Annotated in this window: 12 protein-coding genes; 5 read left to right on the forward strand and 7 right to left on the reverse strand. The window is 63.1% G+C overall.

Annotated elements, in window-relative coordinates; all coding sequences use genetic code 11:
* Window positions 1-224 precede the first annotated feature (224 nt).
* The 5 genes from rnd to BLW55_RS00025 form a co-directional block, all read right to left on the reverse strand.
* Window positions 225-1,403 carry a ribonuclease D gene (gene rnd / locus BLW55_RS00005; protein ID WP_090325771.1) on the reverse strand — a complete coding sequence of 393 codons (1,179 nt, stop codon included), beginning with the start codon at window positions 1,401-1,403 and terminating at the stop codon, window positions 225-227.
* A 56-nt stretch (window positions 1,404-1,459) separates the two neighbouring features.
* On the reverse strand, window positions 1,460-2,704 hold the full coding sequence (locus BLW55_RS00010) for an MFS transporter (protein WP_090329830.1): 1,245 nt from the start codon (window positions 2,702-2,704) through the stop codon (window positions 1,460-1,462).
* Between the two features lie 210 nt (window positions 2,705-2,914).
* Entirely contained in the window at window positions 2,915-3,601 is a 687-nt protein-coding gene (locus BLW55_RS00015; RefSeq protein WP_090325774.1) for an ABC transporter ATP-binding protein, read from the reverse strand.
* Window positions 3,598-4,839 carry an ABC transporter permease gene (locus BLW55_RS00020; RefSeq protein WP_090325778.1) on the reverse strand — a complete coding sequence of 414 codons (1,242 nt, stop codon included), beginning with the start codon at window positions 4,837-4,839 and terminating at the stop codon, window positions 3,598-3,600. Before BLW55_RS00020 ends, BLW55_RS00015 begins: the two co-directional genes overlap by 4 nt.
* A 1-nt stretch (window position 4,840) precedes the next feature.
* Entirely contained in the window at window positions 4,841-5,875 is a 1,035-nt protein-coding gene (locus BLW55_RS00025; RefSeq protein WP_177174990.1) for an efflux RND transporter periplasmic adaptor subunit, read from the reverse strand.
* 76 nt (window positions 5,876-5,951) lie between these two features.
* Between BLW55_RS00025 and BLW55_RS00030 the strand changes: the two genes are divergently transcribed.
* The gene (locus tag BLW55_RS00030; protein ID WP_090325781.1) at window positions 5,952-6,656 is read left to right on the forward strand and encodes a TetR/AcrR family transcriptional regulator; all 705 of its coding nucleotides are present in this window, start codon (window positions 5,952-5,954) and stop codon (window positions 6,654-6,656) included.
* Between the two features lie 48 nt (window positions 6,657-6,704).
* On the opposite strand, the gene BLW55_RS00035 is transcribed toward BLW55_RS00030, so the two are convergent.
* Window positions 6,705-7,409: a glutathione S-transferase family protein gene (locus BLW55_RS00035; protein ID WP_090325783.1), complete on the reverse strand. Its 705-nt coding sequence runs from the start codon at window positions 7,407-7,409 to the stop codon at window positions 6,705-6,707.
* 115 nt (window positions 7,410-7,524) lie between these two features.
* On the opposite strand from BLW55_RS00035, the gene BLW55_RS00040 reads away from it, so the two are divergent.
* Both BLW55_RS00040 and aspS read left to right on the forward strand, forming a co-directional pair.
* The gene (locus BLW55_RS00040; RefSeq protein WP_090325786.1) at window positions 7,525-7,866 is read left to right on the forward strand and encodes a winged helix-turn-helix transcriptional regulator; all 342 of its coding nucleotides are present in this window, start codon (window positions 7,525-7,527) and stop codon (window positions 7,864-7,866) included.
* A 134-nt stretch (window positions 7,867-8,000) separates the two neighbouring features.
* On the forward strand, window positions 8,001-9,788 hold the full coding sequence (aspS, locus tag BLW55_RS00045) for an aspartate--tRNA ligase (RefSeq protein WP_007010395.1): 1,788 nt from the start codon (window positions 8,001-8,003) through the stop codon (window positions 9,786-9,788).
* A 141-nt stretch (window positions 9,789-9,929) separates the two neighbouring features.
* Here aspS and BLW55_RS00050 read toward each other — a convergent pair whose 3' ends face one another.
* The gene (locus BLW55_RS00050) at window positions 9,930-11,120 is read right to left on the reverse strand and encodes a hypothetical protein (protein WP_090325788.1); all 1,191 of its coding nucleotides are present in this window, start codon (window positions 11,118-11,120) and stop codon (window positions 9,930-9,932) included.
* A 155-nt stretch (window positions 11,121-11,275) separates the two neighbouring features.
* Between BLW55_RS00050 and BLW55_RS00055 the strand changes: the two genes are divergently transcribed.
* Window positions 11,276-12,142, forward strand: a complete 867-nt coding sequence (locus tag BLW55_RS00055) for an alpha/beta hydrolase (protein ID WP_090325791.1) — start codon at window positions 11,276-11,278, stop codon at window positions 12,140-12,142.
* A 274-nt stretch (window positions 12,143-12,416) separates the two neighbouring features.
* Window positions 12,417-14,675 (forward strand): DNA topoisomerase IV subunit A, encoded by a 2,259-nt coding sequence (gene parC, locus BLW55_RS00065; protein WP_007010399.1) that lies wholly within the window; start codon window positions 12,417-12,419, stop codon window positions 14,673-14,675.
* The last annotated feature ends 31 nt before the right edge of the window (window positions 14,676-14,706 follow it).

Here is a 14,706-nt window from a genome sequence, read left to right on the forward strand (position 1 = left end):
CGACGGTTCTCCTGCTCCCGAAATCGCACGAAGCCCTGATGGGCGAGCGCCCGGTCGGCCGCATGGACCATCTTGCGAAAGTGACGGGTCTGAGCCTGGCGCTGGAAGTGGCGAAGGAATAGGCCGGCTTGTATTGAAAACCACCTTCTCACCGCGTGCGGGGAGAAGGTGGCTCAGACCGAAGTGTGGGTGCCTTCGCCGATAGATAGGCGCAACCCGTGCCCCTATTCCGCAGCCTCGCTGCGGGCGTCGGCGGGCTCGAAAACCTCGATCTTCCGATTGTTGAAACGAAGGGCAAGCTCGCCCTCTATCAGTTTCACCGCTTCCTTGCCGAAGACCTCACGCCGCCAGCCGGACATGGCGGGGACATCCGCATCCGCGCCATCGGCGGCGATGCGGTCGATGTCATCGCTCGAGGCAAGCATCTTCGGTGCCACGCCCTGCCGGTCTGCCACCAGCTTCAAGAGCACCTTGAGCAGTTCGGCGGCAGCGGCCGCACCTTCGGGTGCATGGGGTGGGCGCGGCAGGCGCGGCAGATCTTCCTTGGGCAGCGCCATGGCTTTGGCTACGGCGCCGAGCAGCCCGGTTGCGGCACCGGAACGCTCCCATCCCTTGGGAATGGTGCGAAGCCGCCCCAGCGCCTCGCTGTCGCGCGGGTGCTGCTGTGCCACTTCATAGATCGCGTCGTCCTTGATGACGCGGCCGCGCGGCACATTGCGTTCGCGCGCCTCGCGTTCGCGCCAGGCGGCGACATGCTGGAGAATGGCGAAATCGAGAGGCTTCTTGACCCGGAGCTTGAGCCGCTTCCACGCATCGTCGGGATGCGGGTCATAGGTCTCGCGTGCCGTCAGAACCGCCATTTCCTCATTGAGCCAGTGCGCGCGGCCCTCGCGTTCCAGCTCGGTCTTGAGATGCTGGTAGACGTCGATCAGATGGGTGACGTCGGCAAGCGCGTAGCTTAGCTGCTTGTCGGAAAGCGGGCGGCGGCGCCAGTCGGTAAACCGCGACGACTTATCGATGCGCGCGCCGGTGATTCTGGAGACGAGCTGGTCGTAGGAAACACTGTCCCCGAAACCGCAGACGGATGCCGCCACCTGGGTGTCAAACAGCGGATGAGGAATAAGCCTGCCGAGATTGTAGACGATTTCGACATCCTGCCGCGCTGCGTGGAACACCTTGACAATGTTCTCATCGGCCATGAGCGCGAAGAACGGCTTCAAATCGATCCCGTCGGCAAGCGGATCGATGAGCGCGGTCACGCCGGGCGCGGCCATCTGGATCAGGCACAGCTCGGGCCAGAAGGTCGATTCGCGGATGAACTCGGTATCGACGGTGACGAAATCGGATTTTTGGAATGCGGCAATCGCCGCCTCGAGGTCTTTTTGCGTGGTGATCAGGTCCATTCTTTTTCTTTAGGTCATGCGAGAGAAAAAGGAAAGAAATCGGTTGTTCGCTGCGCCTAGGTATCGCCCGCGGAGCGATGATTGCGGCTGCGGCGCGCCATGCGCATGAAGACGGGCGAAGTGCGCAGAAGCGCGGCAAAGCGGCGGCGGCGGGCAGCGGGAACCGAGGGCCGCACGCTCATGCGGTAGAGCGTGACGCCGATCAGTACGGCATAGACGATGGACGTGTAGGAAAAGAGGGCATGCGGGCCGAAGCGCTGCATGAGCAGAGAGGCAAGCAGGGGCCCCGCCATCGCACCCAGCGAATAAAAGAACAGGAGGCCGGCTGCGAGCTGCACGAACTGGTCTTTTTCGGCGTGGTCGTTGGCGTGGGCGACCGACAGCGAATAGAGCGACATGGCGAAAGCGCCGAACAGGAAGACGAGCAGCATGTTGGCGCTGCGGCTGTCGCCGGCGAACCAGACAATGGCAAGGGCCGCGACGAGCGCGCCGATTGTGGTGCCCAGAAGAACCTTGCGGCGGTCGTGACGGTCTGAGAGCGCACCCAGCGGATATTGCATCACCGCACCGCCGACGATGCCGGCGCTCATGAAGGTGGCGATCTCGGAAACGCTGAGGCCGATGGACTGGCCGTAGATCGGCCCGACTATGCGGAAGGCGCTGTTGGTGAGACCGACGGCGAAACAGCCGAACGCCGCCAGCGGCGAGATGCGCCAGACGGCGACAAGATCAAGGCGCAGCTCGGCCGGCGGGCGGGGGTTGGACCGGTCAGCCATGGAGACCGGCACCAGCGACAGGGTGATCATCATGGCCATGACGGCGAAGGTGACAAAGCCTTCTATGCCGAGTGCCGGGAGCATGTATTGCGAACCGGTGACGGCGGCGATGTCGATGATGCGGTAGACGGCCAGAACGCGGGCACGGTTGGTGTTCTGCGCAGCCGAGTTGAGCCAGCTTTCGATGGTGGTGAACAGGCTCGAAAAGCAGATGCCCGAGAGAAAGCGCACGGCGATCCAGGCGAGAGGATCGACGAAGAGCACGAGCAGCAGCGCGCCGGCGGCACCCAGAGCCGCAAGGGCCGCGAAAGCCCGGATATGTCCCACCGCGCGTAGAAGGCGCGGCACATAGAGACAGCCAATCAGAAAGCCCGCGAAATAGGCGCTGCCCATCAGGCCGATGGTGGTCTCGGAAAAGCCCTCCGCAGCGCCGCGAAGCGCGATCAGCGTGCCCTGAAGCCCGTTGCCGGCCAACAGGATGCCGGCGGCGATGAGAAGCGGGATCAGCGGGCGAAGGCTGGACATGGTGGGAGGCCCGGGCTGGGAGGCGCGGCAGGTCGCACCGTTCATCATCGAGCTATAGGTCGCTCTGTGCCAATTCTCTTGGGCCAGAGGGCCGCGCCGATGGTCCCAGTTCGGTGCAGGCCCCGCTACAGCGCCGCGCGTCTTATAAGATGCGCAAAGGACGCTGTAACACTTTCAAATGAATTCATTTGAAAGCGACATGCATTAGGGTCAATCGTCAACGGCGTCGGCCAGCATGCCATCTACCAGGTGAATGCGCCGGTCCATGCGCGCAGCCATGTCGAGATCGTGCGTGACGGCGACCACCGTTTTGCCGCGTCCGGTGACGAGATCGCGCAGGGTCTGGAACACCTGTTCGGAGCTTTTCGAATCGAGGCTGCCCGTCGGCTCGTCGGCAAACACCATGGGCGGATCGTTTGCGAGCGCGCGGGCGACGGCGACACGCTGCCTCTGACCGCCCGAAAGCTGGTACGGCTTCTTTTCGCAGTGATCTTCAAGGCCGAGCATGGCGAGAAGCTCGCCGGCGCGATCGCGCATCTGCCTGCGCGAAAGCCGGCCAAGCTTGCGCATGGGAATTTCCACATTCTGACGGGCGCTGAATTCCGGCAAAAGGAAGTGAAACTGGAAGACGAAGCCGAGCATTTCGAGCCGCGTGCGTGCCAGTTCGCCATCGCTCATCGGTGCCGTGTCGCGCCCCTCGATGGTGAGCGTGCCGCCCGTTGGACGGTCGAGCAGGCCCAGAAGATAGAGGAGCGATGATTTGCCGGACCCGGACGGGCCGGTGATGGCCACGAATTCGCGCTCGGCAATCGTAAGAGATACATCCCTGACCAGCGTGACCGGGATGGTTTCGGGCAGGATGCGCGTCAGGTTTTCGGCTTCAAGCAACACGCTCATGTGGCGCCCCGGATGATATCGACCGGATTGAGGCGCGCTGCCTTGCGGGCCGGCAGGTAGCCTGCCACGGCAGCCGAGCCGAGCGCGAACCCGGAGGCGATGGCATAGTGCAGCGCGCTCCAGGCGATGGGGAGTTCGGTTATTTCCTGCCCGCCGGCGTCGAGCTCGAAGCGGATGGAGGCGAGCGCATAGGTGAGGGCAAACCCGAGCGCCCAGCCAAGTAGGGAGCCTGCCGCGCCGATGGCGATGCCTTCGATGACGAACATGCGCTGCATGTCGCTGCGGCTGAAACCGAGCGACTTCATGATGGCGATGTCGCGCGCCTTCTCATGGGTGATGGTAGACACGATGTTGAAAATGCCGAACCCGGCGACGAGAAGGATGGCGGCAACGACCGCATACATGATCACGTTCCGCACCACGAAGGCTTCCATGATCGATTCATTGGCCTCCTGCCAGGAAACCGCCTTGTAGCCGAGTTCTGCCTCGATGCGCCGCGCAGCCTCGCGGGCCGCATAGGGATCGTGGAGCTTGATGCGGATGTCGTTGATGGCGTTGGGGCGCTCGGAAAGGATCTGCGCGTTCTTCAGGAGCAGGTAGGCTTCGCCCTCGTCACGGGCGGTGGTGCCGGTGTGGAACAGACCGGTAATGCGGAAACTCCGCGACAGGCCGGACGACGAGACGGCGGTGACGGTGTCGCCGAGCCCCGCGCCCAGTTTCTCCGCCATGCGGTCGCCGACGACCAGATTGTTGCCGCCCTGCGAAAGCGCGGCAAAGCTGCCTGCCGTGAAATCCTCGACGATCGGCGAGATTGCGCGCTCCATCTCGGGTTCGACGCCGACGAAAGCCGCCCCGGCCTCGCGGCCCTGATAGCGCACCACGCCCTGGGTTCTGAGGCTTTGTGCAAGATTGCCGGGCACCCAGCCGCCGAGCCATGCCATGGCCGCGGTGGGGTTGATGATGCCGCGCCGGTCGTCCGGCGGACGGATGCCGGAGATCGCGGCGGCGTCGAACTCGGTCTCAGCCGGCTGGCGCCGCGTGCTGCGCTGCTCGTCGGTGATCTGCACATGGGGCATGGTGTCGATAAGCTGTTCGACGAAATCGTCCTGCCCGCCCTGCATCAGAGCCGCCATGGCGATGGAAAAGCCGACCCCGACGGCCACACCGATCACCGCCACCAGTGTCTGGCGGCCACGCCCGAGAATGTGGGTGACGGCGATGTCGAGGATGAGACGCATGTCAGCGGCTCTCGACGGAGACGCGGGCGCCGTCTTCGAGCCCGTCGGGGTAGGGGCTGATGATCTGCGCGCCGGCATCGATGCCGGAGAGAATTTCGATCCGCTCCGTGCCGCGTATGCCGGTTTCCACGGTCCGCCTGCGCGCGACATCATCTTCAACGATAAACAGCGTGTCGCCGTCAAGCACGAGCGCGGGCACCAGAAGAGCGTCCTCGACCACACGGGTGACGATGTTGGCGTCGACCGACATGCCGATCATCAGCGGCGTGTCCTCCGGCAGGGCAAGCCGCACCCGGTAGGTGCGTGTGACGGGGTCGCCCTTGGGGGTGATGCTGTCCACCGTTGCTTCAAGTTCGCTGCGCGGAAAGGCATCGGACCGGATCAAAACGCGCTGGCCGGCTTCGATACGCGGAATGTCCTCTTCATTGACCTCGGCGATGACGATGCGCGGGTGCGGCCGCCCGACCCAGAACAGAACGTTGCCCGGCTCCGCGATCTCACCCACCTCGGCATCCTGACGCAGTATGAGACCGTCGCCGGGCGCGCGCAGCTCGTAGTTTTCGAGACGCGCGGTCTGGCCGGCGATCAGCGCTTCCACCTGGCTCACCTCGGCGCGGGCGCGCTCCAGGGCGGTGACGCTGGTGACATTGCGTTCGACCAGAAGTGTCAGGCGGTCGCGCTCGTCGACGGCAAGTTTATGCCGCGCCCTGAGCTCGGTGAGCGTGGCCTCGGCTTCGCTGGCGTCGAGACGCGCCAGCACGTCGCCCTTCGTCACGCGGGCTCCCTCGCAGTTGCAGACCTCGACGATCCGCTCGCGCACCAGCGAGGTGACCTTGGCCCAGTTGCGGGGCTCCACCACGCCCGAGGCGAAGACGATCTCGGCGGCACTGCCTCGCTCAGGCCGTATGACGGAAACCGCTTCGGGCCTTCCGTAATACCAGAAGGCGGCGCCGGCGGCGGCAGCCAGCAGGGCGGCCGCGAAAAGGAGGCGGAGGGGTTTCACATCACTCTCCCGGACAGCCGCCCGATGCGGCATTATAAATACGATACAGAATTGTATATAAATAATTCTGCCTGTACAATAACCTTGTCGCAGCGCGCTGTACCCGGCATTGATCTGGCGCAACCGGCGACTGCGACTGGTGAAGGAGAAGGCGCTGACTGAGGCGGGCAGGAACAAGGTGCAGAAGGCGCGCGGACGCGGACGACCACGCGACCCGCGGACGGACGCGGCCATACTCGACGCTGCCCTGAAGCTTTTCGTGGCCAGCGGGCTGGACGGGACGAGCTTCGAGAAGATCGCCCGCGAGGCAGGGGTGACGCGCGCCACCATCTATCGCCGCTGGTCGTCCCGCGAAACGCTGATTGCCGATGCGCTCGGGCGTTTGAAGGAGAATGCCGAGCAGGATTTCGGCCCGTGGGAGCAACTGCCGCTCGAAACGCTGATCGGCATGATGATCGATCACGGACCCAGAGCCTGGGTGGAGCTCGACGCCCGCCGTCTTCTGGCGCGCATCATAGGCTCGGTGCCGGACGCGCCGGACCTGCTCGAGATCTACTGGGAGGTTCACATCGCGCCACGCCGCGCCGCCTTCAACGTCATTCTCGAGCGCGCAAGGAGCGAAGGCGCGCTTTCCCCCGGGACGGACGCCGACATGTTTCAGGACATGTTCAGCGGTGCGCTCATGCATGAACTGCTTCTGAAGCCCGGCGCGAAGAGCGAAGCAGGATTGCGGGACTATTTCATCCGGCTCCTGCGCGAACTCGGCCTGGGCGACACGGTGGAGCGCTATCTGCGCTCCACGAGACGGGATTGACGTGAAGCGGGCAGCGACCAATTCAGCGTGTCGCTGCCCGCGTGCGTCCTATTTTCCGTACCGTTCGATCACCTCGTGCAGCGGCACATGCCCGAGACAGGCCCCGGAGCCGCCGGCATCCTCTCCGCTTTCGAGTGCGAGCGCATAGGCGACGGCAGGGTCGGCCTCGATCCGGCGGCGGATTTCGGCAAGCTTCGGCCAGCGTTCCGGGGACGCCACCTCGTGGTAATCCAGCCAGCGGGCGACACCGACGAGAACACCGTCGGCGAGTGTGGGGCGCTCTCCGAGGAGAAACGGCCCGTCGCCGACCATCGCCTCAAGCCTGTCGTGACGTTCGATGACGGCGTCACGGCCGAAGGCGCGCAGGGCTTCCTTGGTCTGCGGGGTGAGCTCTTCCATCTCCATGGCGGCCCACAGGGGACCGAAAGCCGAGGTGAAGCCCGTATTCACATAGGCCATGATCTGGTGCATGCGGTCTGCCTCGGCTGAGCGCGGCGCGAAGCTGATGCGGCGTTCGTCATCGCGCGCTTCCAGCCATGCGGCGATGGCCATCGTTTCGCTCAGTGGCGAGCCCGCATCGGTTATGAGCACCGGGGTTTCATGCCGGGCGTTGATGCGCGCATAGGAAGGCTCGCGCATCTCGCCGAACATGTCGACCCGGCAGAGCCGGTAGGGTTTGCCAAGCCATTCCAGCGCGGCCACAAGCCCCATGGAGCTTCCCGCCGGGAAGCCATAGACAAGAATCGGTTCCATTTGTCGTTCTCCGTGATTTCTCGGTGATCACGCTGCGCAGCGAGGCTGGAACCTAGCGGCTTCTGCCCCCATGTAAATTACGCACTTTTTTGTAACCCCGGACTGGACCCTCGCCATGAAAGATCTGGTTTCACGCTGTCCCATCGAAGAGGTGATGCGCGTGCTGAGCGGCCGATGGCCGACGCTGCTCATCTACTATCTGAAGGAGGGGACGAAGCGCTTCAGCGAGTTGCAGCGCGACAACCCGACCGTGTCCCATCGGATGCTTTCGCTGGAACTGCGCAAGCTCGAACAGGCCGGCATCGTTGAGCGCACGGTGTTCGACGGTTACCCGCTGCGGGTCGAGTACGATCTGACCAGGGCGGGGCTCGATCTCGTACCGCTGATCGATGCGCTTGGCGACTGGTGGACCGAAACCGATGACACGCGCGCGCTCGTGCCGGACGAAAAGGCCTGACGGGCGAGACGGACCGGGGCGCTTCCGGTCCCACACCTTGACAAATCGTACCTCTCATGCGCTTTTCGCGCCGACCTTCCGGGACGGTTCCGGCCTCTCCCGAGCACGAATTCCAAGACACGGATGATATGACCATGCATCGCTATCGCAGCCATTCCTGCGCCGAACTCAGAAAATCCGACGTGGGCACGAATGTGCGCCTGTCCGGCTGGGTGCATCGCGTGCGCGACCATGGCGGCCTCCTGTTCATCGATCTGCGCGATCATCACGGCGTGACGCAGATCGTCGCCGATCCCGATTCTCCGTCGTTCAAGACGGCCGAAACCGTGCGTGGCGAATGGGTGATCCGTGTCGATGGCGAGGTGAAGGCACGCACCGACGAGACGATCAACAAGAACCTGCCGACCGGTGAGGTGGAGATTTTCGCCCGTGCGATCGAAGTACTCTCCGAGGCGAAGGAACTGCCGCTGCCGGTGTTCGGCGAGCCGGATTATCCTGAAGACATTCGCCTCAAATACCGCTTCCTCGACCTGCGTCGTGACACGCTGCACAAGAACATCGTCCAGCGCACGAAGATCATCGCCGAGATGCGCCGCGCCATGGGTGGGGCGGGCTTTACCGAATATTCGACGCCGATCCTGACGGCTTCCTCGCCCGAAGGCGCGCGCGACTTTCTGGTTCCGTCGCGCCTTCACGAGGGCAAGTTCTACGCCTTGCCGCAGGCGCCGCAGATCTACAAGCAGCTCATCATGGTGTCGGGCTTCGACCGCTATTTTCAGATCGCCCCCTGCTTCCGCGACGAGGATCCGCGCGCCGACCGTCTGCCGGGCGAGTTCTACCAGCTTGACCTGGAAATGAGCTTTGTCGAGCAGGAAGACGTGTTCCAGACCATGGAACCGGTCATGCGCGGCATCTTCGAAAAGTTCGCCGATGGCAAGCCGGTGACGGACGTCTTCCCGCGCATTCCGCATGCCGAAGCGATGCGCAAATACGGTTCAGACAAGCCGGATCTCAGGAACCCGATCGAGATGGAGGACGTCTCCGAGCACTTCCGTGGCTCGGGCTTCAAGGTTTTCGCCAACATTCTCGCCAATGACGAGAAGGCGGAAGTCTGGGCCATTCCGGCAAAGACTGGCGGCTCCAGAGCTTTCTGCGACCGCATGAATTCATGGGCGCAGGGCGAGGGCCAGCCGGGGCTCGGCTATATCTTCTGGCGCAAGGAAGGTGAGGGCCTTGAGGGCGCTGGCCCCATTGCCAAGAACATCGGGCCGGAGCGCACTGAGGCGATCCGCACCCAGCTTGGCCTTGAAGATGGCGATGCCTGTTTCTTCGCCGCCGGCGATCCGAAAAAGTTCGCCGCCTTTGCCGGCGCCGCCCGCACGCGGGCAGGTGAGGAGCTCGATCTGGTCGACCGCGATCAATTCAAGCTCGCCTGGATTGTCGACTTCCCCTTCTACGAGTGGAACGAGGACGAGAAGAAGATCGATTTCGGCCACAACCCCTTCACCATGCCGCAGGGCGGTCTGGAAGGGCTTGAGGGCGAGGATCCGCTGGCGCTCAAGGCTTATCAGTACGACCTCGTCTGCAACGGCTTCGAAATCGCGTCGGGCGGCATCCGTAACCATCTGCCCGAGGTTATGGTCAAGGCGTTCGAGAAGGTCGGCTTCACGCAGCAGGATGTGGAAGAGCGTTTCGGCGGCCTCTACCGCGCATTCCAGTATGGCGCACCGCCCCATGGCGGCATGGCGGCCGGCATCGATCGCATTGTCATGCTGCTTCTTGGCGCGAAAAACCTGCGCGAGATCACCATGTTCCCGATGAACCAGCAGGCACAGGACCTCCTGATGGGTGCCCCCTCGGAGGCGAGCGCCGCACAGCTTCGCGAATTGAATCTGCGGCTCGCGCCGGTCAAGAAGGATTGAGTGAGCGAGTAGCGAATAGCTGGTCGCAAAAAGAAAGGGGTTGCAGGCCTTGTACAGCTTGCAACCCCTTTTCGCTATTCGCTATTCGCTATTCGCTATTCGCTATTCGCTATTCGCTATTCGCTATTCGCTATTCGCCACTCACTCATTCGCCGTAATCGAAAGCCCCACCTGCTTTGCCAGTGCCTCGGGGGAGCCCATCGCGGTGCCCATCAGAACGGCGAACGGAATGCCTTCCTCCGGTGCAACGCTGATCGTGATGTTGCGCGGGTTGTCGAGATAGGCGGTGACGGCCTTGGACAGGCTCTGCGTGAGGTCCGGGCCGAGATACTGACCGGCCATGAGGGGCACGATCGCCTTGGCCTGATTGGCCACATCTTCCGGCTTGACGCCCTGCTGCTCCGCCGCATAGGCGAGCACCTTGCCTGTCAGGGAAGCGTCTGAGAAGCGGATCGACGCACCGTGCAGGCTGAGCTGCTGCATGAGGCCGAGCATGGCAAGTCCCTGCGCCTGCTTCTGTTCTTCCGTGGCGCTTTCCATCTGCTTCTGCATTTCCTGCAGGGTGCGGATGAATTCCGGTGTGTAGCCGCTGATGTCCGCCGTGATCGCCAGGGTGCCGGCGTTCTCGACCTTGACGTCGTAGCGGGTGATCTTCATGCGGCCGTCTTCCAGGGCCCAGCTGCCGGCCATGTCGACGCGGCCCGAAAGCTCCTCATAGCTGTATTCACCGAGCTTGCTGCGCGCGGCGCTGTTGTTGGCGAATGCTGCGACATCCACCCAGAAATTCTCGACGGCACCGACGAAGGACAATTCACCGGTTCGGTCACCGAGCGTGGTGTCGGCGCTGAGCGATTCGAGGGTGAAGACGGGGTCTTCATCCTTGCCCACGCGCGCTTCGTCGACGGCAAAGCGACGATACTGCATCAGGCCGCCATAGGGCGCGTTCTCGCCCTCCTTCGGCAGGATGAGCCCTTCGACGGAAAGCCCGGTCAGTGCGATGTCAAAACCTTCTTCCGACTGCTCGAAACTGTCGATTGCGATCCGGCCGATCTCATAGACGCTGTCGGTCTCGCTTACATTCTCCAGAAGAAAATCGCCGAGCTCAACCTTCGCTTTCACGTCGATAAGACCAAGGGATGCGCCCTCGAGAATGATCGAATCGCCTTCCTGGCGTACGCCGGTCCATTCTGCCGTCAGCCCCTGATCCCCAAGCAGGGTCTTGTAGCGGGCGGCGACCTCTTCTGCCTCCCAGGCCCAGGCGGGCTGCAGCGCCGTGGCCGAAAGAAGGGCAGCGAGCGAAAGGGACTTCAGCTTGGTCACGTGGCTGAGCATGGGAATTTCCTTGAAATTGCGTAAGGTAACAGTCATCCAACGGCTTGGTCGCCGGGAAATGCGGTCTGAGGATGACCTGAGGGCAATCCTGTGTCAATTTTGCGGGCGTTCAAATGGTTTATGCGCCATCAAGATATCTCTGGGAGAGGTGAGGAATGCGGGCACTGGGGCGATTTGGAGCCGGGATTTTTCTGCTGATTCTTCTGTCCTTTGCCGCCCGGGCGGTGGAGCTTCACGAAGGCATCACATACCGGAGCGGCCTGAAACTGGATATTCACGCGCCCGACCGCCCCGGCCGGACGGCACAGGCGGGCGTGGTGCGCATGAATCTCTTCTCCTTCGGCGGCCGCAGGGCGCCCGTGGTGATTTACGCCCATGGGGGCGGATGGGTGAAGGGATCGCGCAAGAAAGTCTATTCGCTGCCCGAATGGCTCACCGCGCGCGGCTATGTGCTGGTGGCGATCGACTATCGCAAGGTTCCGCAGACCACCATTGACGGTCAGGTGAATGATCTTTCGGCGGCGATATCCTGGGTGCGCTCCAACATTTCGCGCTATGGCGGCGACCCCTCGCGCATCGTGCTCATGGGGCATTCGGCCGGCGCGCACCTGGTGGCGATGGCGGCCGCCCGCAATGTTGCGGGCTCCGTGCGCGGGGTCATCCCCAACGATGTGCAGGCCTATGACATGGTCGCCTATGCCGGCATGCGCGGTTCGCTCGGCTATCCCTATATCAATGCGTTTGGCTCTGATCCCAATGACTGGGTGCGCTGGTCGCCCGTCACCTATGCGCGGCGTGGCTCCGGCTTCCCGCCGCATCTCTTCCTGCATTCGGGCTCCAACGGCGCGCGCCGCAAAGCGCTGACCAATGGCTATGCCAATCTCCTGAAGGCGCGGGGCGCGCGTGCGGCCGTTTTTGACGGCGGGCGCTACACGCATGGCTCCATTGCCCGCAAGCTCGGCCAGCCAGGCGATCCCGCCACGGTGACCATTGAGCGATTTCTGGCGCAGGTGACGAGATGAGTGAATAGTGAATAGGGAATAGGGCTGGACACCTGCGTCGCCTGAGGCAATCCATACTCGCTACTCGCTACTCGCTACTCGCTACTCGCTACTCGCTACTCGCTACTCGCTACTCGCTACTCGCTACTCGCTACTCGCTACTCGCTACTCGCTACTCGCTACTCGCTACTCGCTACTCGCTACTCGCTACTCGCTACTCGCTACTCGCTACTCGCTACTCGCTACTCGCTACTCTCCCCTTGCCGCGAATCACCCGCTGGTCTAACCCGAAACCATGGGAAAAGATTTGCTTCCGCCCGGTGGCGACGGCGGTGATGCCGTCGAGCCGGTCGATCTGAAAAAGGCGCTTGAAGAGCGCTATCTCGCCTATGCGCTGTCGACGATCATGCACCGCGCGCTGCCGGATGTGCGTGACGGGCTGAAGCCCGTGCATCGGCGCATCGTCCACACGATGCGGCTTCTGCGTCTGAGCCCCGATCAGGGCTTTGCCAAATGCGCCCGCATCGTCGGCGACGTGATGGGCAAGTTCCATCCGCACGGCGACCAGTCGATCTATGACGCGCTGGTGCGTCTGGCGCAGCCCTTTGCCATGCGTTACCCGCTGGTCGACGGGCAGGGCAATTTCGGCAATATCGACGGCGATAACGCGGCCGCCATGCGCTACACCGAAGCGCGCATGACCGAGGTCGCCTCGGAAATCCTGACCGGCATCACCGAGGATGCGGTCGATTTCCGCCTGACCTACAATGAGGAAGATGAGGAGCCCACCGTGCTCCCCGGCGCCTTTCCGAATCTTCTGTGCAATGGTTCGTCGGGCATTGCCGTGGGCATGGCCACCTCGATCCCGCCGCACAATGCGGCGGAGGTCTGCGATGCGGCGCTCGCCATCATCGATGATCCGGACGTCGATCCCGAACGGCTGCTCGAATTCGTCAAGGGACCGGATTTCCCGACCGGCGGCATCATCGTGGAGGATCAGGCCTCGATCCGCGAAGCCTATGCGACCGGACGCGGCGGGTTCCGCGTGCGGGCGCGCTGGCACAAGGAAGATCAGGGGCGCGGCATGTGGACGGCCGTGGTCACCGAGATTCCCTATGGTGTTCAGAAATCGCGGCTGATCGAAAAGATCGCCGAGCTGATCATCTCGCGCCGGCTGCCGCTTCTGGAAGACATCCGCGACGAGAGCGCGGAAGACATCCGCATCGTTCTGGTGCCCAAGAGCCGCACTGTGGCTGCGGAGCTGCTCATGGAATCGGTTTTCAAGCTGACCGATCTGGAAAGCCGCTTCCCGCTCAACATGAACGTGCTTTCGCGCGGCAAGGTGCCGGGCGTGCTCTCGCTCAAACAGGTTTTGCGTGAATGGCTCGACCATCGGCGTGAGGTGCTTCTGCGCCGTTCGCGCCACAGGCTGGCCGAAATCGAGAAGCGGCTGGAAATTCTGGCCGGCTATCTGGTCGCCTATCTCAACATCGACGAGGTCATCCGCATCATCCGCGAGGAGGATGAGCCCAAGAAGGTGATGATCGCGCGGTTCGAGCTGACCGACACGCAGGCCGAGGCGATCCTCAACATGCGCCTGCGCGCCCTGCGCAAGCTCGAGGAATTCGAAATCCGCAAGGAATTCGAGAAGCTTTCCGAAGAGAAGGACGGCATCGAGGCGCTGCTGGCCTCCACCGCGCGCCAGTGGAAGACGGTTCGCTGGGAGGTGGCCAAAGTGCGCCAGACCTTCGACCCGGAGAAAAATCCGGGTCTGGGCAAGCGCCGCACCACCTTTGCCGAAGCTCCGGAGCACGATCTGGAAGAGGTTCACGAGGCGCTGATCGAGCGTGAGCCGATCACCGTGGTGCTCTCTGAAAAAGGCTGGCTGCGCGCCATGAAGGGACATCTGGCGGATTTCTCTTCGCTCTCCTTCAAGGAGGGCGACAGCCTCAAGATTGCCTTCCATGCGCAGACGACCGACAAGATCCTGCTCTTCACCACGGGCGGCAAGGTCTTCACCATCGGCGCCGACCGTCTGCCCGGCGGGCGCGGCCATGGCGAGCCGGTGCGCATCATGGTCGACATGGAGAACGATCAGGCCATCGTCACCGCCTTCGCGCATGATCCCGAGCGCAGGCTTCTGGTTGCATCACACGCGGGCAACGGGTTTGTCGTCGCCGAGAAGGAGATCATCGCCAACACCCGCAAGGGCAAGCAGGTGATGAATGTGAAGGCACCGGACGAGGCCAAGCTGTGCCTGCCGGTTTCGGGCGACCATGTGGCGATCGTCGGCCAGAACCGCAAGCTGCTTGTCTTCCCGCTTTCCGAAGTGCCGGAGATGTCGCGCGGCAAGGGTGTGCGCCTGCAGCGCTACAAGGACGGTGGTGTTTCCGACATCAAGACCTTCGCCATGGAAGAGGGGCTTTCATGGAAGGATTCGGCCGACCGGACCTTCGTCAAGACGCGCGAGGAGCTCACCGAATGGATGGGCAACCGCGCTGCCGCCGGTCGCATGGCGCCGAAAGGATTTCCGCGCACCGGTAAATTCGGCTGAGGATTTTGGGCCGGGCCTGAACGACATCGCG

The organism is Nitratireductor aquibiodomus (assembly GCF_900105565.1).
Lineage (GTDB): Bacteria > Pseudomonadota > Alphaproteobacteria > Rhizobiales > Rhizobiaceae > Nitratireductor > Nitratireductor aquibiodomus.